18 protein-coding genes and 1 other RNA gene are annotated in these 21,494 nt (G+C 42.1%); 7 read left to right on the top strand and 12 right to left on the bottom strand.

Annotation, left to right across the window (positions count from 1 at the left end; genetic code table 11):
• Positions 1–4 precede the first annotated feature (4 nt).
• From QYT14_RS01630 to QYT14_RS01620, 3 genes are read right to left on the bottom strand one after another with little or no spacing between them, the layout of a single operon-like run.
• On the bottom strand, positions 5–1,174 hold the full coding sequence (locus QYT14_RS01630; RefSeq protein WP_237037972.1) for an MFS transporter: 1,170 nt from the start codon (positions 1,172–1,174) through the stop codon (positions 5–7).
• Positions 1,175–1,185: 11 nt separating this feature from the next.
• A complete protein-coding gene (gene panB / locus QYT14_RS01625) occupies positions 1,186–2,007 on the bottom strand; it encodes a 3-methyl-2-oxobutanoate hydroxymethyltransferase (protein ID WP_237037973.1) in 822 nt (273 codons plus the stop codon).
• 52 nt (positions 2,008–2,059) lie between these two features.
• Positions 2,060–2,710 (bottom strand): HAD family hydrolase, encoded by a 651-nt coding sequence (locus QYT14_RS01620; protein WP_288324157.1) that lies wholly within the window; start codon positions 2,708–2,710, stop codon positions 2,060–2,062.
• A 143-nt stretch (positions 2,711–2,853) separates the two neighbouring features.
• Here QYT14_RS01620 and QYT14_RS01615 point away from each other — a divergent pair, with 143 nt between their 5' ends.
• Complete coding sequence (locus QYT14_RS01615; protein ID WP_237037975.1) at positions 2,854–4,320, top strand: potassium/proton antiporter; 1,467 nt, start codon at positions 2,854–2,856, stop codon at positions 4,318–4,320.
• A gap of 58 nt (positions 4,321–4,378) precedes the next feature.
• On the opposite strand, the gene QYT14_RS01610 is transcribed toward QYT14_RS01615, so the two are convergent.
• A complete protein-coding gene (locus QYT14_RS01610) occupies positions 4,379–5,632 on the bottom strand; it encodes an Nramp family divalent metal transporter (protein ID WP_288324156.1) in 1,254 nt (417 codons plus the stop codon).
• A 102-nt stretch (positions 5,633–5,734) separates the two neighbouring features.
• Here QYT14_RS01610 and QYT14_RS01605 point away from each other — a divergent pair, with 102 nt between their 5' ends.
• A complete protein-coding gene (locus tag QYT14_RS01605) occupies positions 5,735–6,112 on the top strand; it encodes a hypothetical protein (protein WP_288324155.1) in 378 nt (125 codons plus the stop codon).
• Positions 6,113–6,236: 124 nt separating this feature from the next.
• On the opposite strand, the gene QYT14_RS01600 is transcribed toward QYT14_RS01605, so the two are convergent.
• The 3 genes from QYT14_RS01600 to QYT14_RS01590 all read right to left on the bottom strand — a co-directional run bounded on the left by QYT14_RS01600 (position 6,237) and on the right by QYT14_RS01590 (position 9,477).
• Entirely contained in the window at positions 6,237–6,641 is a 405-nt protein-coding gene (locus QYT14_RS01600) for a hypothetical protein (RefSeq protein WP_288324154.1), read from the bottom strand.
• A 172-nt stretch (positions 6,642–6,813) separates the two neighbouring features.
• Positions 6,814–7,674, bottom strand: a complete 861-nt coding sequence (locus QYT14_RS01595; protein WP_005937471.1) for an RNA polymerase sigma factor RpoD/SigA — start codon at positions 7,672–7,674, stop codon at positions 6,814–6,816.
• A 279-nt stretch (positions 7,675–7,953) separates the two neighbouring features.
• Entirely contained in the window at positions 7,954–9,477 is a 1,524-nt protein-coding gene (locus tag QYT14_RS01590) for a trypsin-like peptidase domain-containing protein (protein WP_237037979.1), read from the bottom strand.
• Positions 9,478–9,773: 296 nt separating this feature from the next.
• On the opposite strand from QYT14_RS01590, the gene rnpB reads away from it, so the two are divergent.
• An RNA gene (gene rnpB, locus QYT14_RS01585) (RNase P RNA component class A) lies at positions 9,774–10,141 on the top strand.
• Positions 10,142–10,171: 30 nt separating this feature from the next.
• Positions 10,172–11,491: a YihY/virulence factor BrkB family protein gene (locus QYT14_RS01580; RefSeq protein WP_237038416.1), complete on the top strand. Its 1,320-nt coding sequence runs from the start codon at positions 10,172–10,174 to the stop codon at positions 11,489–11,491.
• Here QYT14_RS01580 and QYT14_RS01575 read toward each other — a convergent pair.
• Complete coding sequence (locus QYT14_RS01575) at positions 11,488–12,093, bottom strand: riboflavin synthase (RefSeq protein WP_288324153.1); 606 nt, start codon at positions 12,091–12,093, stop codon at positions 11,488–11,490. The two genes, QYT14_RS01580 and QYT14_RS01575, sit on opposite strands and share 4 nt — an antisense overlap.
• 114 nt (positions 12,094–12,207) lie before the next feature.
• Between QYT14_RS01575 and QYT14_RS01570 the strand changes: the two genes are divergently transcribed.
• Entirely contained in the window at positions 12,208–12,783 is a 576-nt protein-coding gene (locus QYT14_RS01570) for an XRE family transcriptional regulator (protein ID WP_237037981.1), read from the top strand.
• A 12-nt stretch (positions 12,784–12,795) separates the two neighbouring features.
• Positions 12,796–14,448 carry an AMP-binding protein gene (locus QYT14_RS01565; protein ID WP_237037982.1) on the top strand — a complete coding sequence of 551 codons (1,653 nt, stop codon included), beginning with the start codon at positions 12,796–12,798 and terminating at the stop codon, positions 14,446–14,448.
• 170 nt (positions 14,449–14,618) lie between these two features.
• Here the strand turns inward: QYT14_RS01565 and QYT14_RS01560 are convergent, their stop codons facing one another.
• The 4 genes from QYT14_RS01560 to QYT14_RS01545 all read right to left on the bottom strand — a co-directional run bounded on the left by QYT14_RS01560 (position 14,619) and on the right by QYT14_RS01545 (position 19,967).
• Complete coding sequence (locus QYT14_RS01560) at positions 14,619–16,655, bottom strand: glycoside hydrolase family 2 TIM barrel-domain containing protein (RefSeq protein WP_288324152.1); 2,037 nt, start codon at positions 16,653–16,655, stop codon at positions 14,619–14,621.
• A 375-nt stretch (positions 16,656–17,030) separates the two neighbouring features.
• Entirely contained in the window at positions 17,031–18,176 is a 1,146-nt protein-coding gene (cydB, locus tag QYT14_RS01555) for a cytochrome d ubiquinol oxidase subunit II (protein ID WP_237037984.1), read from the bottom strand.
• Between the two features lie 45 nt (positions 18,177–18,221).
• Positions 18,222–19,727, bottom strand: a complete 1,506-nt coding sequence (locus QYT14_RS01550; protein ID WP_237037985.1) for a cytochrome ubiquinol oxidase subunit I — start codon at positions 19,725–19,727, stop codon at positions 18,222–18,224.
• A 21-nt stretch (positions 19,728–19,748) separates the two neighbouring features.
• Complete coding sequence (locus tag QYT14_RS01545; protein WP_237037986.1) at positions 19,749–19,967, bottom strand: DUF4492 domain-containing protein; 219 nt, start codon at positions 19,965–19,967, stop codon at positions 19,749–19,751.
• Between the two features lie 155 nt (positions 19,968–20,122).
• Between QYT14_RS01545 and QYT14_RS01540 the strand changes: the two genes are divergently transcribed.
• Positions 20,123–21,466 carry a TolC family protein gene (locus QYT14_RS01540; protein WP_288324151.1) on the top strand — a complete coding sequence of 448 codons (1,344 nt, stop codon included), beginning with the start codon at positions 20,123–20,125 and terminating at the stop codon, positions 21,464–21,466.
• Positions 21,467–21,494: the final 28 nt, after the last annotated feature.

The raw sequence follows: 21,494 nt of genomic DNA, 5'->3' as shown, positions 1-21,494 counted from the left end.
AATTTTATAACTGTTTTTCTTCCATTCTCTTATAATACCAACAGTGTGTCACCGTTTCATAAAGAACCAATGAAACCACACAGATGCCCAAACATATCCAATATATTGTGTCAGGATAGCTTTCTGTCCATATATTCTCGAAAAACAAACCTCCCAACAAACCTACTTCCCATAACAACTGATAAGTGTTATTTCCTGTACCTCTCTCACAATGCAACGGCAAGCTTATCATTATTACAAAAAAGCGGGATGCAGTGATTCCAATGCCGACACCCAACAAAAGGGCCGCGATATAACTGCTCACTAAACTGTTTGAAAATGCCATCAACAATATTCCTGCAACTAAAGCCGCTTGTCCGAACTCCATCTCTGCACGACACGAAGTATGCGAAAGGGCATACTTGGAAACAAGCAGTGAAACTGCAAAACCTATCAGAATGCAAATATAGAATATTTCATTATAAATATGTGCAATAACGACTCCAAATATAAAAGAGACCAACAACATGTTTATTCCGGGAAGAAGCGTGCGAGGCAATAAAAAACGGTCTAAAGAGAAAAGAGGAGGACATAAAGGTGCACGGAAAGGAATATGAAGCAACGGAATCAATAATAATGCACCTATTCCAAATGCCGCACACACATAAACCACACAGGTAAAGCTCCAATAAGGATATATATAAACACCTAACGCCAGTCCCAATGCCATTCCAAACCTTCCGAACCAAGTAAAAGCGACGTTAGCATCTGTACGTCGGCGTGAAGCTGTAACATCAATTACCAAAGTGCTTCCGGTAGTCATTGTCACCACACTGAACAATGCCCCTTGCGCCATACGCAGTAAAGCTACCATCCCAACGGTGGCGACATAGGGATATAATAAACTTACTCCGGCCAGTAACGCCAGAGTAATGATACATACACTTTTCCGTTTGAAGGTGTCTATTATATAGCTGTTACAAGGACCGGGCAGAAACATTGTCAATCCAAAGACGGCAACGGCTCCCCCTGCTTCCGCATAGCTGCAATACCAATGTTGCACTATCCACAAAGGAAGTACGGGCAACATGATATAGAGCGAAATATAAAGGAAAAAGTTTGAAAGAGACAGGATTATCATATCTCTTGTCCATAATTTCGCCTTTTCATACGGAAAGAAGAAGTCATCAAACATATCGGAACCTTTTAATATTGTTCGTTCTCGTTAGGGAAATCTCCGCTTTTCACATCCTCTACATATTGACCGATTGCACCTTTCATTACTGTGTGTAAGTCTGCATAACGACGAAGGAAACGCGGACGAAAGCCGTCAGTCATTCCAAGCATATCGGCTACGACAAGTACCTGACCGTCGACATTACCACCGGCACCAATGCCGATTACGGGTATAGTCAGCTCTTTTGCCACTCTTTCGGCCAATGCAGCCGGAATTTTTTCAAGCACGAGTCCAAAGCATCCGGCTTCTTCCAGCAAATGAGCATCACGAATCAACTTTTCCGCCTCTGCATCATCCTTTGCACGTACTGTGTAAGTTCCATATTTATTAATGGATTGAGGCATCAAGCCCAAATGTCCCATAATTGGAATACCTGCCGAAATAATCTTCTTTACTGCATCGATAATCTCTTCTCCGCCTTCCAGTTTTAATGCATCGGCATGAGTTATCTTCATTATTTTAATTGCATTGGTCACGGCTTCGTACTCAGATGTTTGATAAGTACCAAAAGGCATATCAACCACCACTAAAGCACGTTTCACTCCGCGCACCACCGATTTACCGTGATAAATCATCTGGTCGAGTGTTATTGGGAGCGTAGTTACATTTCCCGCCATTACATTAGAAGCGGAGTCACCCACTAGAATAACATCAATACCAGCTTCATCCACAATCTGTGCAGTGGTATAGTCATAAGAGGTCAGCATCGAAATTCTTTCACCTCTCTGTTTCATTTCCACCAAACGATGGGTGGTCACCTTGCGTGTATCACCAGAAATATATCCTGCCATATTTACTTTAAATTTTATAAAACGGCTGCAAAGGTAGATGTTTTATATGACATTACCTCATTATCTCTTTCATTTTTTCGAAACTAAACTCTTTAAAGTCCTGAATAACAAGATTCGCCTTATCGCGTATTGCCTCCTCGGGATTGGTCGTTGCCAGTCCCACTACCGTCATTTTCGCACGGTTTCCGGCTTCCAGCCCATGAAATGAATCTTCAAAGACAACACAGTTTTCAGGGACTGTATCACAGACCTTAGCTCCTAACAAAAAACATTCGGGGTCGGGTTTTGAATGGGTAAACTTTTCTGCTGTAAGGATAAAATCTACATTTGCTTTCAACTCAGGATGCACACGATAGGCGTTACTCATCTTTTGCGCATTCGAACTTGTTACTATAGCTATCTTTATTCCATTGGCACGTAATTCTTTCATAAAATTCTCTACGCCGGGTATATATTCATACAACATACTTTTCTCAAAGTTGTTCAAGCCATCTGTTATTTTTTTCTGAGCATCGTCCATTCCGGCAAAATATTTATCATAAATCTGCGTAAGGGTCTGGCCTTTAATCACACGTCCAAAATCTTTTATTTCAGGATGATATTGGCGTCCCTGCTCATCCCAAAAAACGCTATATTGAGTTTCTGTGTCCATCACCACACCGTCAAAGTCAAATAAAGCTGCAATATTTTTTGTTGTATCCATATATAAATTTAGATTGATTTAACGTGGCAAAGGTCTGAATAATCCATCACATTCTTAACTTTGCATTGCTTAAAAATCATAAAATAAGTATGAACCTTAGAAATGATTCTATTGTTATAATCTAATAATGTAAAAAACGAGATATGTTATTCAACGCAGAAAATATCCTATTAATTGGGTCGGTATTACTTTTTGTAAGTATTGTAGTTAGTAAAACAGGCTATCGTTTCGGTGTACCTACATTGCTGGTATTTTTATTAGTCGGAATGTTTTTTGGCAGTGACGGATTGGGGCTGCAGTTCCACAATGCCGATGAAGCACAATTCATTGGTATGGTAGCATTGAGCATTATTCTATTCTCAGGTGGTATGGATACCAAATTTTCAGAGATTCGTCCAGTGCTGTCACAAGGGATACTGCTCTCCACGGTGGGGGTATTACTGACTACACTTTTTACCGGTCTCTTTATATATTGGATTTCAGGTTTTGAGCATGTGAGTATCACCATGTCACTCATTACGGCCATGCTACTGGCAGCCACCATGTCTTCCACAGATTCAGCCTCCGTTTTCAATATTCTCCGCTCGCAAAGCATGAATTTAAAGCATAATCTACGCCCTATGCTCGAACTGGAAAGTGGCAGCAATGACCCGATGGCATATATGCTGACTATTGTTTTAATTCAGTTTATAAACTCTTCGGGTATGGGAATGATGGATATTCTAGGCTCATTCTGCATTCAGTTTATAGTAGGTGGAGCTTCGGGGTTCTTATTGGGCAGGTTAGCCATCCTCATCTTGAATAAGATAAACCTTAACAACCAATCCCTCTATCCCATTCTATTATTAAGTTTTATATTCTTCACTTTCACGGTCACTGATTTGTGTAAAGGGAACGGCTATCTGGCTGTTTACATTGCCGGTATCATGGTAGGAAACAACCGCATAACGAACCGGAAAGAAATTTCAACCTTCATGAATGGTATGACATGGTTATTCCAAATCATTATGTTCCTGACGTTGGGACTGTTGGTTAACCCCCATGAAATGCTGAACATTGCTGTTCCTGCCCTCCTTATCGGTGTATTTATGATTGTTTTTGCACGCCCTCTGAGTGTCCTGATTTGCCTGCTACCATTTAAGAAAATGAATTTTAACTCACGCATATTCGTATCATGGGTAGGCTTGAGAGGAGCAGTACCTATCATATTTGCCACCTATCCTGTGGTAGCCAATATACCGGATTCCAATCAAATATTTAATATCGTGTTCTTTATCACTATCTTATCTTTAGTGGTTCAGGGAACAACAATTTCATGGATAGCTAAATTACTCCATTTGGCCACTCCTCTCGAAAAGACCGGAAATGACTTCGGTGTAGAGATTCCCGATGAAATTAATACCGATTTAAGAGATATCATCCTGACTGAAGAAATGCTGGCCAAGGGCAACCGCCTGATGGACATGAACCTACCTAAAGGTACATTGGTGATGTTGGTAAAACGAGGAAACGAATTTATGATTCCCAATGGTTCACTGCAATTACACGCAGGAGATAAATTGCTGATTATTTCAGAAAATAAAGAAAGTACACCTGCCACTCCTCAATAAGGAAAGGGGCAAGTGTATCGAATAACAGGCCCTTCAGTTTAAAAACGCCCTCTTCTATTCAACTGAACAACAACATGATGTTGAGTATTGAAACAATAATAGCAATGGTATAGAGCACAAAACTGCTCCAACGGGAATTGACATACTTGCCCATCACTCTTTTAGAAGAGGTAAGCCCTACCTGCAAAAATACAGTAAACGGAAGCTGAATACTTAGAATCATCTGAGAAATAATCAATCCATAAAACGGATTGTCAATGAAAAATATAATCACTAAAGCCACCCCCAATGATAAAAGCACACCTATACGTGAGTGAATGTCCTTTATATGATATGATTCTCCAAAGATACCGGCAAAAATAGAACCGGCTGCCATACCGCTGGTTATCGTAGACGAAATACCCGCCATCAGCAAAGCCAATGCAAAAATCACTCCGGCATTATTCCCTAATAGCGGGTCAAGCAACGACTTCGCTTGTTGCAATTCCTCCACCGGCGTACTTGTTTTAAAAAAAGTGGCAGCAGCCAGCAATATCATTGCGCTATTTATCGCCCATCCCACAATCATGGAAAACAGCGTATCATAAAACTCGTATTTCAAAACTTTACGAATCGAACCCTCATCCTGCTTGTTATATTCATGACTCTGTATCACCTCCGAATGCAAAAATAAATTATGGGGCATCACTACTGCACCGAGAACACTCATTATAATAAGCATACTGCCCTGCGGGATACTCGGCACAACCCATGCACGTGCTGCCACCGGCCAGTCTATATCCACCAAAAAGAGTTCATATAGAAATGACAACCCGATAACAGAGACAAACGCAATAATAGCTCGCTCTATCTTCTTATATGAATTGGAGAACAGCATGATAACCACAAAGAGAGTGGTCAATATAGACCCCCACACAATAGGAATATCCAACAACATCTGCAGCGCAATAGCGCCTCCCAGAATCTCTGCCAGAGAAGTAGATATAGATGCCAAAACCGCACTCCCCAAGACTGAACGTGCTATCCATTTGGGACAATATTGTGTAGCTGCTTCGCTCAAACAAAGACCGGTAACAATGCCCAAGTGCGCAACATTGTGTTGCAAAACAATCAACATCACCGTGGAAAGTGTAACGACCCATAATAAAGCGTAGCCAAACTCCGAACCGGCTGCAAAGTTGGACGCCCAGTTCCCCGGATCGATAAATCCAACTGTAACCAATAACCCCGGACCAATATATTTAAAGAAATCAAGACCACCTAAATAGCGTTTATGGTCTTTCCGTTTTAGCTCATCTATGAAATTAGACATGTCTTACTTTTTTTGTTTGCACAAACATACGAATAAAAAACAAATAAACACTTGCTTTGTTTACATATATATTCTATTTTCGCCCTAAAATACCCAACAATAATGAAAAAAGAAATCGTATTATCCGCCTTGCTCATAGCTGCATTGACTGCTTGTACCAGCAAAGGACCGGCCCGCAAATTTAAAGAGACCGCCGAAAAACTAAATAAAACCTACCCTATCCGTTTGAATGAAACCGTTACCATTGACAGTACTCATTATGACGAACAGAACAATACTGTGAGTTACTATTATACTGTAACAGGAGAGCTGGACAGCCCACAGTTCATGAACAGTAATTATGCCACTTATAAAAAGGCTTTGCAAGAAGCTATTGATAATTCAGTGGAAATGGAGGAATATCGGAAATTTGGAAGTAAAATCAAATACATTTATTACTCGGGGAGCAATAAGAAGAAACTGGCGGAGTTCGCTTTCTAGTCAACTTCGGCCTACCCATTCCACACGTACGTACGTGTAGCCTCATGCGTACGTACGTGTGGGCTTATGCGTATATACGTGTGAGCTCATGCATACGTACGTGCAAACCCACGCGTACTAACGTTTATTCTTCCTCCGGTTTTGTAAAGCGAAACAGGGTCGGGTCTACCGGACGAATCAACACATTGTGTCCTTTTTGAAACTTAGATTTCAGTTTGGCAACCGTCTTCTCCAATTTCGATTTATTAGTATCAAAATACACAAAGCAAGTACGGTTCACCAGCCCTTCCTGGCCTTCCAAATAATTCTTCAACTGATAACTATAATGAGAACGTTGCGGCAACAATTTATTATTATCCAGTTTCACACTATCCAACAACTGGATATCTGTAAAATAAATCAATGAATCTGTAAACGAAGCAGACACACCTACTATATATACAGCCTTGGTTTTATTTCCTTTTAAAGAAAATGCCGAGCACAACATCAGCACGACAAATAAAGAGCAGAAAATCTTGATGAATTTCATAATTTGTTTTTTATTATTTTATTGAGGACAAAAGTAGTTATTTACCGCTAAATATAAAAAGGTAATAGATAAATTAACATTATTCCTCTATAAACGAACAAAAGCACAAGATGAAAGCTCAAACTTTCAACTCATGCTTTGTTTTTTTTTGTTTTGGAAACCGAATTTGGTCTTATCCCAAATAGGCCTTGAGCAGCTTGCTACGTGAATTTGCTCTTAATCTTCTAATGGCTTTCTCTTTAATCTGACGTACGCGCTCACGAGTGAGTCCGAATTTATCGCCGATTTCTTCCAACGTCATTTCCTGCGTGTTAATACCGAAAAACATCTGGATAATATCCTTTTCTCTTTCGGTTAACGTAGAGAGTGCTCTATCGATTTCCTTCGAAAGTGACTCATTAACCAAGGAACGGTCTGCCATAGGCGAGTCGTCATTTACCAGCACATCCAACAAGCTGTTGTCTTCTCCTTCCACAAAAGGAGCGTCTACAGAAATGTGACGGCCTGAAACTTTCAACGTGTCCGAAATCTTGTCTACCGGAATTTCCAATTCATCGGCTAATTCTTCCGGAGAAGGACGACGCTCGTTTTCCTGTTCGAACTTGGAAAAAGCTTTGCTGATTTTATTCAGCGAACCTACCTGGTTCAACGGCAAACGAACAATACGTGACTGTTCTGCCAATGCTTGAAGGATAGACTGACGAATCCACCATACAGCGTAACTGATAAATTTAAAGCCTCGGGTTTCATCAAACTTTTCGGCTGCCTTAATCAGTCCCAGGTTTCCCTCATTAATCAAGTCAGGAAGACTTAACCCCTGATTTTGATACTGCTTGGCAACAGATACAACGAAACGCAAGTTTGCACGTGTCAGTTTTTCTAATGCCACCCGGTCGCCTTTACGGATACGTTGAGCGAGCTCTACCTCTTCTTCTACAGTAATCAAGTCTTCGCGCCCAATTTCCTGTAGATACTTATCAAGAGATGCGCTCTCTCGGTTAGTGATACTTTTAGTAATCTTTAATTGTCTCATTCTCTATAAAACAAATTTGGGATGCAAATTTACAACATTAAAATGGAATAACATCCATTTTGTTTGGAATATTTTTGCCAATAAATCAAAAAAGGACTTTTATCAGGGTAGTTCTTAAAATTATTAGGTTATTCCAATGCATATAGTCCTATTATTTTCATTAAGGACACTCCTTTAAATATAATAGGATGCACGACTAGTATAATACTGCCGTGCATCCACCAAACACACACCTATTGAAAAAATCTTATTACCTTATGTCTTTTTATCCTTTATGAATTATTCTTGAGTCAAGTCTACAGCGTAATTGGCGCGTTTACCTGACGGAAACATACCGCTTAAGAACAATACCTGATCGGGTGACTGAGTTGCAGCCTTCAGCACATTCTCCAAATCATTCACCGTTCTAATGACCTGTCCATTAGCTTTCAGAATAATGAATCCCTTACGGACACCGGCAGCTTTCATCTTGCCTTCCGTCACACCTGTTACTTCAATACCCGAACCGAGATTCAGTTGTTTCTTCAGCTCTTGAGGAACTTCGCGGAACGCAGCACCCAATATTTCCATGCCTGCATTCTTCACTACCTTCGTAGTCCCCTGTTCGTTCTTTAAAGTCAATTCAATATCTTTTTCTTTCTTGTCACGTAAAACTTTTACTGTAACCTTGTCACCCGGACGATGCTTAGCCAAACCTTCCTGCAGTTCTGCAAAGTTCTTCACTCTCTTGCTATCTATTCCAATGATAACATCATTCTCCTGCAACTTACCTGCAGCAGAACCTCCTTCGATGATTTCACGAACCCATACGCCATCTACTGCGCCCAAGTCTTTCACTTGTTTCTTCATTGCATCATCCATTAACTGCTGGTCATCATTAATCGGTGTGCCTTTAATACCTAGAATAGCACGCTGCACAGTCCCATACTCTTTCAAGTCTGATACAACTTTCTTCATAATGCTGGTCGGGATAGCAAAACCATATCCTGAATAAGCCCCTGTCGGTGAATACAGTACAGAGTTGATACCAACCAATTCACCTCCCGCATTAACCAGTGCCCCACCACTATTACCTTGATTAATGGCAGCATCCGTTTGGATGAATGATTCTACACCTTGATTATATACACCCAATGTACGAGCTTTTGCACTGACAATACCGGCAGTTACAGTAGACGTCATGTTGAATGGATTACCTACCGCCAACACCCACTCTCCTACCTTCAATGCATCCGAGTCACCTATAGGTACTGTCGGAAGGTCATCAGCTTCAATTTTAACTAAAGCTAAATCCGTACTGGGGTCTGCACCTATCACGCGTCCTTTAAATTCACGTCCGTCGTTCAGTTTGACACTGATTACATCTGCATTATCAATCACATGGTTATTAGTAACAATATAGCCATCCTTTGATATAATCACACCTGAACCAAAGCCAACCCTTTCCGGAGTTTGTACCTGGCGTTGCTGGCCTCCGCCTCTACCGTTTCCAAAGATATCACCAAAGAAATCGGAGAATGGGTCACGAACTGTTACAGTCTGAGTCTTAGATTCTTGGGTAGACTTTATATGGACAACTGCATGTACAGAGTTCTCGGCCGCCTGAGTCAGATCGACCGGTTGCATATTTATTGCATCCAGAGCTGCCAATCTTGTATTCTGGTTTTGTTGGAATACATCATTAAAAGCCAAACTCTTATTCTGTTCAGGCTTCAACATAGTATAAGTCGTTACTCCTGCCACACCTGCGCTAACAGCTACAATCGCCGTTGCTCCTAGTACCATTTTAGTTGCTTGTTTCATAACTTAATATCTATTAATTTGTTAATTTCATTTTTTAGTTTAACTTTTATATCGCTAAAGTAATGACAAAATATGTACGGTTGTATGCATTGTCAGGTAAATTTTCCCTCTTTTAACAGAGACATACAGACACTTAACAGGGGTTAACCGCAATATCTGCCAAATTTGCATTCGTTATCAATAGCTGACAGCACATCTGTCAGAGGCATAAATTCAACATTTTACATTCATTTAAATACTTTTTCTCATCCTTTTGCTGCACTTCGGGCCAAAAGCATTATCTTTGTCCGCTCAAAGCAGTCGGCCGGTCTGTCGCTGATGCCACAAGGCAGAAGAGGAAAGTCCGGGCAACATAGAGCATCCTACTTCCTAACAGAAAGCTATCTGCGAAGGTAGAGTAATGCAGAAGAAAAGAACCGCCCTGTTCTTTCGGGGACAAGGTAAGGGTGAGAAGGCGGGGTAAGAGCCCACCAGCCGCATGGTGACATGTCGGGCTGTGTATCTTAGGAGTTGTAAGGTCATGTAAACCGGCATTATGAGGGTTGCTCGCCCCACGTCGGAGGGTAGACCGCTAGAGCCTGTTGGTGACAACAGGCGTAGATAAATGACAGACGCTTTGCCGCAAGGCAAGGAACAGAACCCGGCTTATAGGCCGACTGCTTTTTTTTATATATAAAGAGCCTAAATGAGTACCATGAACAAGGAAAAGCTGAAAGGCCTGCAATCGTTTCTCAAAGATGATATATGGCGAGTGACGGAAGACGAGGTTAGCAAATCTCGTGGAATACTTTATAATGCAATAAAGATAGCAACCCTCTCCATCCGTGAATTTACCCAAGGACGTATTATCAACAAAGCTTCTGCGCTGACATACAGCACATTGCTTTCCAGTATTCCTATATTGGCCATATTATTTGCCATTGCACGCGGCTTTGGTTTCTCCAATTTATTGGAAACCCAGTTTCGCAGTGGACTGGAAGGCCAGAGTGCAGCCGCAGAGACGGTTCTCGGATTGATTGACTCTTATCTGATTCACGCCAAAAGCGGCGTATTTATCGGTGTCGGTTTAATCATGCTGTTTTGGACTATCCTCAGCCTGACATACAACATAGAACGTACTTTCAATTACATTTGGCAGGTGAAGAAGCCACGCACGCTTTACCGTAAAATGACAGACTACTTTTCCATCCTTTTACTTCTTCCGTTATTAATTGTATTGTCAAGCGGTATTTCAATCTTCATGACGACAATGCTGAAAAATATGGAGGATTTTGTATTGTTGGCACCGCTAATGAAATTTATGGTCAGGCTTATTCCTTTCATACTCACGTGGGGAATGTTCACAGGGCTATATGTGTTTATGCCCAATACAAAGGTAAAAATCAAATATGCTATCATACCCGGTATCATAGCCGGTACTGCTTTTCAGGCATTCCAATATTTATATATCGGAAGCCAGATATGGGTTTCGCGCTACAATGCCATTTACGGTAGTTTCGCCGCTATCCCGATGTTCCTGTTGTGGACACAAATATCGTGGAGTATCTGTCTTTATGGTGCGGAACTGTGCTATGTGGCCCAAAATCTGAAGAATTACAGTTTCAGCAAAGAGACAGCACATATCAGCCGCCGGTATCATGACTTCCTTTGTATCCTCATCATGTCACTCATCTGTAAACGTTTTGAAACGGAAGAACCTCCTTATACTGCCGTTACATTGAGTGATGAGCATAAGATTCCCATCCGGCTTACCAAAAATATATTATACGAACTGCAAGACATGCACATGATTTATGAAACCCCGGTAGACGATGACGATGAATCTTTTGCATACCTTCCGTCTGTAGATATAAACCGGATGAATGTAGCAATGCTCCTGAACAGACTGGATGTAGCCGGTTCAGAAGCATTCAAGATTGACCGCGAGCGATACAGTGCTCCGTGGGAGGCACTGATGCAGGCCCGCGAAGAATATTATCAAAGCACCAGCAAGATACTGCTGAAAGACCTTTAGTTATTGAACTGCATCATGCGGCTCAAATATTTGCCGATGATATCGAACTCTATATTTACGATACTTCCCGGTTGGAAAGTGTGGAAATTGGTATGTTCGTAGGTGTAAGGAATAATAGCAACCTGAAAAGTGTCATCTGTCGGGTTGCATACGGTCAAACTAACCCCATTTACGGTAACCGAACCTTTATCCACTGTAATATAACCACGTTTTGCCATTTCCTTGTCAAATTTATATTTGAAAGTATAATAACGACTGCCGTCCACGTCTTGAATACCGATACATTCCGCAGTCTGGTCTACATGCCCCTGCACAATATGTCCGTCCAAACGTCCGTTCATCATCATACTGCGCTCCACATTCACTTTATCCCCTACCTTCAACAGTCCGAGGTTGGAACGTTCCAACGTTTCTTCAATAGCAGTCACTGTATATGTACCATCCTGAATGCTTACCACTGTCAGGCAAACACCATTGTGAGCAATGCTCTGGTCTATCTTCAGTTCGTCTACAAACGAACATTTCAATGTAAGGTGTAAATTAGTTCGTTCTTTTTCCGAACGTACTACTTCTGCATATTCTTCTACAATTCCTGAGAACATAATTCATTAATTTAATAGTTGAAGTGCAAAGATAAAGAGAAAAAGCCGTCTTAAATAAAAGATTTATGTATTTTTGCACAAATTACATTGCAAACATTACTAATACTAACAAATATGGATAGCACAAGAATCGTTGGCGAAAAGATTAAATCGCTGCGTGAAACAAAAGAAATCAGTGTAGCAGAACTAGCAGAACGTTCGGGGCTTGCCGAGGAACAAATCAACCGCATAGAAAATAATGTAGATCTTCCTTCCTTAGCTCCTCTCATCAAAATAGCACGTGCACTGGGTGTACGCTTGGGCACTTTCTTGGATGACCAAGAAGAGCAGGGGGCAGTAGTTTGTCGCAAAGAGACTGCCGAAGATACAATCAGTTTTTCAAATAATGCAATGGACTTACGCACTCACATGCGCTACCATTCTCTTTCAAAATCGAAAGCCGACCGTCACATGGAACCCTTCATTGTTGATGTAGCTCCGAATGAGAATGTTGAGTTTACTCTTTCATCACATGAAGGAGAAGAGTTCATTTATGTCATGGAAGGCGCCATTGAGGTATGCCACGGCAAGAAATGTTATGTAATAGAAGCCGGTGACAGCATTTATTATGACTCTATTGTTCCTCATCATGTACATGGACTTTGCGGACAGGCAGCCAAGATATTGGCAGTAATTTACACACCCATCTAAACCGGATTTGACATGGAATTATATACCCGAACTCTTGGGGACTGGCTCGAACATTGGGCTGAAACCACTCCGGATAAAGAATATATCGTTTATTCAGACCGCAACCTGCGTTTTACCTGGAGACAATTCAATGAACGTGTGGATAATATGGCAAAAGGGTTGCTTGCCATCGGTGTCAAACGAGGCACTCATGTAGGAATCTGGGCAGGTAATGTACCCGACTGGCTCACTTTCCTCTATGCCTGTGCCAAAATCGGTGCCGTAGCTGTAACTGTAAATACAAACTACAAACAGGCCGAACTGGAATATCTTTGCCAGAATTCAGATATGCATACATTATGTATCGTCAATGGCGATCGCGGCTCAGACGATTATGTCAACATGGTTTATGCTATGCTACCCGAGCTGAAAAGTTCGCAACGCGGATATTTAAAAAGCAAACGTTTTCCATGCATGAAGAATGTCATCTACATTGGCCAGGAAAAATACAGAGGAATGTATAATACCTCCGAAATTCTTCTATTGGGAAGCAATGTAGAGGATGACGAACTCACCGAAGCCAAAAAACAAGTAGACTGCCATGATACGGTGAATATGCAGTACACTTCCGGTACGACAGGATTCCCAAAGGGAGTCATGCTTACACATTATAATATAAGCAACAATGGCTTCCTCACCGGAGAGCACATGAAGTTTACTTCGAATGACAAGCTATGCGTTTGCGTTCCTCTTTTCCATTGTTTCGGTGTAGTACTTGCCACCATGAACTGCCTGACACATGGATGTACACAAGTAATGGTCGAACGTTTTGATCCGTTGCTAGTACTCGCATCTATTCATAAAGAACGGTGTACAGCTCTTTACGGAGTGCCGACAATGTTCATCGCCGAACTGAATCATCCGATGTTTGACATGTTTGACTTGTCAAGCCTTCGTACAGGCATTATGGCAGGCTCTCTCTGTCCGGTAGAACTGATGAAAAAAGTGGAAGAAAAGATGTTTATGAAAGTGACCAGTGTATACGGACTGACAGAAGCCGCTCCCGGCATGACGGCCACTCGCCTGGACGACCCATTCGATGTGCGTTGCAACACGGTAGGCCACGATTTTGAGTTTACAGAAGTCCGGGTCATCGACCCCGAAACAGGCGAAGAATGTCCGATAGGCGTACAAGGAGAAATGTGCAACCGCGGATACAACACCATGAAAGGCTATTATAAGAACCCGGAAGCCACGGCCGAAGTGATAGACCAAAACGGCTTCCTACATTCGGGAGATTTGGGAATTAAAGACGAAGATGGAAATTACCGAATCACAGGACGTATCAAAGATATGATTATCCGTGGTGGGGAGAATATCTATCCGCGTGAAATAGAGGAATTTCTCTATCAGATGGAAGGAATCAAAGACGTACAAGTAGCCGGCATCCCATCGAAAAAGTATGGTGAGGCAGTAGGTGCCTTCATTATCCTGCACAAAGGAGTAGAAATGAATGAATTTGATGTTCGCGAATTCTGCACAGGCAAAATTGCACGATACAAGATTCCCAAATATATCTTCTTTGTAGATGAATTTCCAATGACCGGTAGCGGAAAGATTCAGAAATTCAAGTTAAAAGATGTAGGACTGGAGTTGTGCCAAAAACATGGAATAGAAATTATTTAATATATGTTCATGAGGTCAAAACAGGGATAATGCTGTCGTTTAATTCGTAGGGGCGAGGTTCGCTCGCCCGAAAACAGTTTACTTTGTGTCTTCGGGCAGGCAAACCCTGCCCCTACAGCTGACGATGGGATAGGCCGATTTAATTTCGACACACCCTCACGTTTTCCTTGTTATAAGATCCAACAACAAGCATCAGTTACTACTTTCTTACCATTCTTTGCCGATACTTCTATCATGTTCTTTCCTTTGTTCAGCCGGATATCTTTAAAGACGCATACTTTCACGCCATCCGGTTGCATTTTTCCTGCCAATTGGTTATTTACCTTCAGAGTTACCTCAGCACAATTAGAAAATACCTGTACCTCTGTCACCGGTTTTACGCGATTCACGCTACGACGCCCGGCAATATACACCATCGGTTCAGGGTTCCAGTTGGCCTTATAGAAATAGAATGCATCCTTTTTAACTTTACGGTTGTGTGTTACCAACCCTTTATCATTGATACCCGGACGATCACCTTCCGTACGATGAGCAGCTCCGAAGTCAAACATATTCCAAACAAAGCTTCCCCAAACGTATGGACGTTCACTGATAATCTTCCAGTTCTGAATATGGTATTCCGTCTGCCAATTTTCCGGATGCCACCAACTTCCCGGACTGGTCTGCACCAATGAATCCTGTTGATGGTAAATACTTGCTCCTGCCCCATACTCACTGATAGCAATCTTTATTTGGGGATGTGACTGATGTGTCTTGTCCAACCACGAAGCCAATGTCGCCGGGGTTGCTCCATACCAACCGTCATATCTGTTCCAGGCAATATTATCTGTTATGAAATTAATAGCACCGCCCTGGTTACTGGCTGATGTAGTGGGACGTGTCGGGTCTTCCTGATGTGCCAGCACATTCAGTTCTTTGATGTACTCCAACGGATTGTCTCCATTTTCTTTCAGTTCATTAAACAACCCCCAAAAGCATATACTAGGATGATTAAAATGCTGGCGGACCATCTCCTTCAACTGTTCTTTACCATTCTCACGAAAAGAAGGCTGGTCGACAAAACCTTTGTCTGCATAACCTCCCGGGCCCACAAACGGTATCTCCGCCCACGTCACTATTCCATTCCTATCCATCAAATCATACATATAAGCAGCTTGTGGATAATGGGCCAGCCGAATGGCATTCACCCCCATCTCAAGCATCAACCGGGTATCTTCTTCATGGTGCATAGGATGGAGTGCATTTCCCACCTCCGCCCATTCCTGATGGCGGCATACCCCATGCAGAGGCAAATGTTTCCCATTAAGAAAGAAACCCTGATTGGCATCTGTCGTATAATAACGAAGTCCCAATGGTTGTTCCACTTTATCTATCTCTTTTCCATCCTTCATGAGGGTTATCACGGTCTGATACATAAAAGGATCTTCAGTACCATTCCATAAATGGGGATTTGGCAAGGTAAAGCTCATTTCTTCAGATTGCACCTTGGTATGGGGTGCAACAGTCACATTCTTATCTGCCTGATAAACCACTTTATCGCCCTCTTTCACTTGGAGCTTAAGAGTTGCCTGCCGGGGGTGTTCCGTTCCGTTCGACAGGTTGATACGGGCCAAAATGCCGGCTTGCTTCTTATCCACCTGCTGCTGAACAAGATATACTCCCGGAGAAGCATAATCTAAAGGAGAGATGCAAATATCTTCTGTAACAAGTAAATGCACATCCCTATAGATACCCCCATAGAAATTAAAGTCACCTACCAAGGGCATGACATCAAGCTGTTCACCATTGTTCACACGAACCAGCACAGTATTATCTTTCCCATAATTCACCTTATCAGTGATTTCAAAAATAAATGCCCCATAACCACCCCGATGCTCTCCTATCTGTTTGCCGTTGATGAAAACATTACTTACACAGTTCGCCCCTTCAAAACGGAGAAACAGTCGCTTGCCTTTCCACTCGGAACGAATAAATAGTTTCTTGTCATAATTACCGATACCGCGTTTATAGTCGGGCTTGCCACTCAAAGCATCTTGTGCATTCCAAGTATGGGGTAAATCTACCCGGCGACTTGAATTCTTATCCACTTGATGGGAGAACCGGAAGTTCCAATCTTGATTGATGAGTATATTCTCTCTTTGTGCAAGAGTCTGCATACTTACTGCCATGGCAAATAATGCAGAGAAAGTCAGTCGAAGGTGTTTCATGTTCTTATCTTTTAGCATCCATGCAATTTAAGTTTAACAATATCATTACCTCTACAGAGGGTTTATTGTACAAAGATAGAGCAGTATCGCTACCACCAACTATAACTTTTGTCGATTTCATCTCATAAATTTGTCCAAATAAGGGAAGAACGGAGTATATGGGCATAAAAAAAGGAGCAACGCCTTGCTCCAACCTTTGTTAACCTTAAATCTAATACTATGAAAAACACAGTGCAAATGTACGGACTTTTGGGAATCCTGCAATAGTTTGTCCGTCTTTTATGCATCAAAACAATGTTATTTAACATAAATCGGCATCCCATTTACAGCTGTTAGCTAAACTGGGATACCGATTTTAATTTCATTAAAGCTTGATTAATAAGTATGGCTGTCTTTTCCCAATTCTTTTGCTGTAATAGGCTTTCGGTCTATTGCACGCCAAGCATAAACAATGTATGCCAAAACAAAAGGTACTAAAATAGATACATAAGCCATGACGCGCAAAGTAAACTCACTGGAACAACTGTTGGCCAGTGTCAATGAACTTTGCAAGTCAGCAGTAGAGGGATAATATGCTGTATTATTATAACCCACACAAAGCAACAGTGACAAAACTGTCAGCACAGTACCGATACCCGCAAACCAGATACCATTGGTAGATGTCTTACTGAAAATAGATTTACCGATGCCGAATAGCACACCGACCACTCCTATCAGGAATAAAACCAAGAGGATAGGCATATCAATGAAATTCATAAAATACTTGTAAGGTTCCATATATACTTCCTGTGTATCGGGACTGACAGCAAAGCCATCACTCAATAATGTACGTATCACAAATGCCAGAAAAAGAATAAGAAAAGGAATCGTATCCGTAATCAATTGGCGGCGGCAGTGAGGAATTAATTCTTCATCGCGGATATTATTGATAAAATATAAATTACCCAAGATACGTGCCAAGAACAAGACAGCAAAACCCAAAACAAGATTCCACGGATTAGTCAGTGCATCCAACCCATGCCATCCATTAGCCCAACTACTGATGACAGGCATCAGTTCATTACCCATATTTCCTTTATTCACCAAGAAATTAGAACCGGTAAAGAATGTAGCCACTGCCCCACCCAGTAATAACGGTCCTACCACTCCGTTAATTACCAAAAACCATTGATAGGTGCGTTTACCTAAAATATTACCCAGTTTAGACTGAAACTCATAAGACACAGCCTGCAACACGAAAGTGAACAAAATAATCATCCACAACCAATACGCACCACCGAAACTGGTGCTATAAAACAAAGGAAAGGAAGCGAAGAAAGCTCCTCCGAAAGTAACCAACGTAGTAAAAGTAAACTCCCACTTACGCCCGGTGGAATTCACCAGCATGGTACGCTCTTCGTGAGTACGGCCCAAAGTGAACAATAAAGAATTGCCGCCCTGTACAAAAAGCAGGAACACCAACAGGGCACCCAGCAATGAAACCAGGAACCACCAATAGTTTTGTAGAAATATATAGTCCATAGAATTTTATTTAAATGATAAATGATGGAATTACAGCGAACAAGGTTATTCACCCTTTATTGCCTCCGGCCCTTTCTTTATGGCCTTAACCATAATATTGATTTCGGCAATCAGCATAACGGTAAACAGAATCAGGAAGATAAAGAAAGTTATCTGTACGGAGCTCGTCTGCAACTTGGATATAGCGGCTCCCACCGGCAACATATCCTGAATAGCCCACGGCTGACGACCGACCTCGGCTACCACCCAACCAGCTTGTCCGGCAATGTATCCCAACGGAATAGTCCAAAGTGCAAGTTTCTGCAACCACCTTGCATCTTTCAACTTGTCTTTCTGCGACAGGACAAGTACTACAATAAAGAATAAGATGAAATATCCTCCCAGCCCTACCATGATGCGGAACGACCAGAAAGTCAGCCCGACAGGAGGAACTAAATGAGTAGGATCTTTGATATATCCATAGCCGAAATAAGCCACATTCTCGTCCAATGTTCGGCGCGCTACACTTGCAGCCTCTTTATTACCTTCTTTCTGGGCTTTACGGAAAGCGTCCAAGGCAGCAATCGCCTTCTGACCACGCTCTATCTTCTCTTGTGCAGAAAGAGCGATGGTTCCCTCCGGAGTTTGATAACCGCCTTCCAGTAAATTGTTGATGCCCGGCACATACCCATCTATGTCATGAGTAGCCAGAATAGAAAGCATTTTTGGAATCTTAATATCTCCTATCACAGTAAACGGCACTCCGTTGCCGCCATCTCGAAGTCCTTCGGCCGCTGCCATTTTCATTGGCTGCACTTTCGCCACCTGCACACCGGAGATATCTCCGGTCCATGCTACTATCAACGAAGCTACCAAACCAAAAGCGGCAGCTACCTTAATGCTTGCTTTTGCAAATTCAGTCTCGCGCTTGCGAAGCAGATACCAACAACTGATACCCACCACAAACACAGCACCGAGTACCCAGCCACTCAGTACGGTATGGAAAAACTTAGCCACTGCCATTGGTGAGAGTGCCACCGCCGCAAAGTCCACCATCTCATTACGCACCGTCTCAGGATTGAATGCCATACCCACCGGATACTGCATCCAAGCGTTGGCTACCAAAATCCACCATGCGGAAAGCGTTGCACCGATACCTGTCAGCCATGTAGATGCCAAGTGAAAGCGTTTACTTACCTTGTTCCAGCCGAAAAACATGACGGCAATAAACGTCGCTTCCATAAAGAAAGCCAAAATACCTTCAATTGCCAACGGAGCACCAAAGATATCACCCACAAACCATGAGTAATTACTCCAGTTCGTACCGAACTCAAACTCGAGGATTAACCCTGTTGCAATACCTACAGCGAAGTTAATACCGAAAAGTTTCATCCAGAACTTTGCCGTGCGTTTCCAGAATTCCTTACCTGTGGCTACATAAAAAGTCTCCATGAGCCCCATAATCATAGCCAGTCCCAATGTTAGAGGAACAAAAAGCCAGTGATACATGGCCGTCAGTGCAAATTGCGCCCGCGACCAGTCAATTAGCGAAGTGTCAATGTTTTCAAACATACCGTTTTGATATTAAAATGTTTATGGATTTGCACGTTTAATCAACTCTTCCCCCACATATTGCTGCTTCTCCTGAGGGGTCTTCTCCTTTAAAAAAGAAGGAAAGAAAAAAAGCTTCAAAATAAAAAACATAATAAACAGTTTGATAAGGATAATGGCCCAAAGCGTCCGGCCAAGGGTCATTTCACGGAAACCGTCCCGATAGAACGTCCATATACGGGCTAACAAAGTATTACTCATAGAAACTTATCTTAAACTTGTAATTATTACAAAGGAAAACACTTTATCGGTAAAAAGCAAGTTTTTGTCCATAGAAATATGCCGATAATCTATATTTATTGCCGATAAAAGCAATGCTCCCTACATTTGCAATAACAAATTAAACCCCAAAAAGGATGAGACAACGAGTAGTATATTTAGCAATTAGCTTATTAGCGGCCTCTTCATTAACCGCCCAGGAAGCAAAGAAATGGACTTTGAACGACTGCATTGAATATGCCTTGGAGAAGAATATCCAGTTACAGCAGGACAAAATCTCATTGGAAGAAAGTGATGTGGATGTAAAGACTGCGAAAGCAGCCCTCTTCCCCAGCCTATCGTTCAGCACCGGACACAATGTTACAAACCGTCCGTATCAGGAAAACAGCAGCACCGTCAGCGGTACTGAAATCATCAGCAGTAACAACAAAACCACTTATAGCGGCAACTACGGACTGAATGCCCAATGGACGGTTTGGAATGGGAACAAACGTATGAATACAATCAAGCAAAGAAAAATGAACCGCGAAATAGCGGGACTCACCGTAGCCGAAACAGAAAACTCATTGCAAGAACAGATTGCACAAGTGTTTATCCAAATTCTATATGCCGACGAATCGGTGAAAATTAATGAGAATACCTTGCAAGTGAGCCGCGCCACTTACGAACGTGGCGTGGAACTCTTCAACGAAGGAAGTATCTCCAAAGCCGACCTTGCACAGTTGGAAGCTCAGGTTAGTAATGACCAATACCAATTGGTCACAGCCCAAAGTTCACTTCGGGATTATAAATTGCAACTCAAACAACTGCTCGAGCTGGACGGAACGGAGGAAATGAATCTTGTTCTCCCCGAATTGGCAGACGAACACGTGCTACAGCCCTTGCCCAGCCAGACAGATGTATATCAGCAGGCATTGGCTTCACGTCCCGAAATACAAAGCAGCAAACTTAATATCGAAAGTTCAAAGTTGGACATTTCCGTTGCCAAAGCCGGCTACTACCCCACCATCAGTTTAAGTGCCTCTACAGGCAGTACCACCAACAGTGCCAGCGAAAACGCTTGGGGGAAACAGATGAAATATGGTTGGAACAACATGATAGGAATTAATCTCAGCATCCCTATCTTCGATAACCGCCAAAACAAAAGTGCTGTTCAGAAAGCACGTCTGCAATACAGCAGCAGTCAGCTCGATTTGATTAATAAACAAAAGGAGCTATACAAAAATATAGAAAGCCTTTGGCTGGATGCCACAAATGCCCGGCAGCAATATGATGCTGCCGAAAGCAAACTGAAAAGCAGTCGGACCAGTTTTGATATGGTAAGCGAACAATTCAATCTGGGCATGAAGAATACGGTGGAACTCCTGACCGAAAAAAACAACCTGCTCAGTGCACAGCAACAACGCATTCAAGCCAAATATATGGCTATCCTGGACCGCACGTTGCTGAACTTCTATGCAGGACAAGAAATAAAGTTATAATACCGAAAATATAAACGTCATACATAAA

The sequence above is a fragment of the uncultured Phocaeicola sp. genome, from assembly GCF_948499155.1.
Taxonomy (GTDB): domain Bacteria; phylum Bacteroidota; class Bacteroidia; order Bacteroidales; family Bacteroidaceae; genus Phocaeicola; species Phocaeicola faecalis.
This window is presented reverse-complemented; position numbering and strand designations above follow the sequence as displayed.

Excerpts from the sequence above, each read along its gene's own strand:
- QYT14_RS01580 (WP_237038416.1), top strand. The coding sequence starts at position 10,172 with ATGAACAAGGAAAAGCTGAAAGGCCTGCAATCGTTTCTCAAAGATGAT.
- QYT14_RS01550 (WP_237037985.1), bottom strand. The coding sequence starts at position 19,727 with ATGTTTGAAAACATTGACACTTCGCTAATTGACTGGTCGCGGGCGCAA.
- QYT14_RS01565 (WP_237037982.1), top strand. The coding sequence starts at position 12,796 with ATGGAATTATATACCCGAACTCTTGGGGACTGGCTCGAACATTGGGCT.
- QYT14_RS01615 (WP_237037975.1), top strand. The coding sequence starts at position 2,854 with ATGTTATTCAACGCAGAAAATATCCTATTAATTGGGTCGGTATTACTT.
- QYT14_RS01570 (WP_237037981.1), top strand. The coding sequence starts at position 12,208 with ATGGATAGCACAAGAATCGTTGGCGAAAAGATTAAATCGCTGCGTGAA.
- QYT14_RS01545 (WP_237037986.1), bottom strand. The coding sequence starts at position 19,967 with ATGAGTAATACTTTGTTAGCCCGTATATGGACGTTCTATCGGGACGGT.
- QYT14_RS01540 (WP_288324151.1), top strand. The coding sequence starts at position 20,123 with ATGAGACAACGAGTAGTATATTTAGCAATTAGCTTATTAGCGGCCTCT.
- QYT14_RS01560 (WP_288324152.1), bottom strand. The coding sequence starts at position 16,655 with ATGAAACACCTTCGACTGACTTTCTCTGCATTATTTGCCATGGCAGTA.
- QYT14_RS01590 (WP_237037979.1), bottom strand. The coding sequence starts at position 9,477 with ATGAAACAAGCAACTAAAATGGTACTAGGAGCAACGGCGATTGTAGCT.
- cydB (WP_237037984.1), bottom strand. The coding sequence starts at position 18,176 with ATGGACTATATATTTCTACAAAACTATTGGTGGTTCCTGGTTTCATTG.
- QYT14_RS01605 (WP_288324155.1), top strand. The coding sequence starts at position 5,735 with ATGAAAAAAGAAATCGTATTATCCGCCTTGCTCATAGCTGCATTGACT.
- QYT14_RS01600 (WP_288324154.1), bottom strand. The coding sequence starts at position 6,641 with ATGAAATTCATCAAGATTTTCTGCTCTTTATTTGTCGTGCTGATGTTG.
- QYT14_RS01575 (WP_288324153.1), bottom strand. The coding sequence starts at position 12,093 with ATGTTCTCAGGAATTGTAGAAGAATATGCAGAAGTAGTACGTTCGGAA.
- QYT14_RS01620 (WP_288324157.1), bottom strand. The coding sequence starts at position 2,710 with ATGGATACAACAAAAAATATTGCAGCTTTATTTGACTTTGACGGTGTG.
- panB (WP_237037973.1), bottom strand. The coding sequence starts at position 2,007 with ATGGCAGGATATATTTCTGGTGATACACGCAAGGTGACCACCCATCGT.
- QYT14_RS01630 (WP_237037972.1), bottom strand. The coding sequence starts at position 1,174 with ATGTTTGATGACTTCTTCTTTCCGTATGAAAAGGCGAAATTATGGACA.
- QYT14_RS01595 (WP_005937471.1), bottom strand. The coding sequence starts at position 7,674 with ATGAGACAATTAAAGATTACTAAAAGTATCACTAACCGAGAGAGCGCA.
- QYT14_RS01610 (WP_288324156.1), bottom strand. The coding sequence starts at position 5,632 with ATGTCTAATTTCATAGATGAGCTAAAACGGAAAGACCATAAACGCTAT.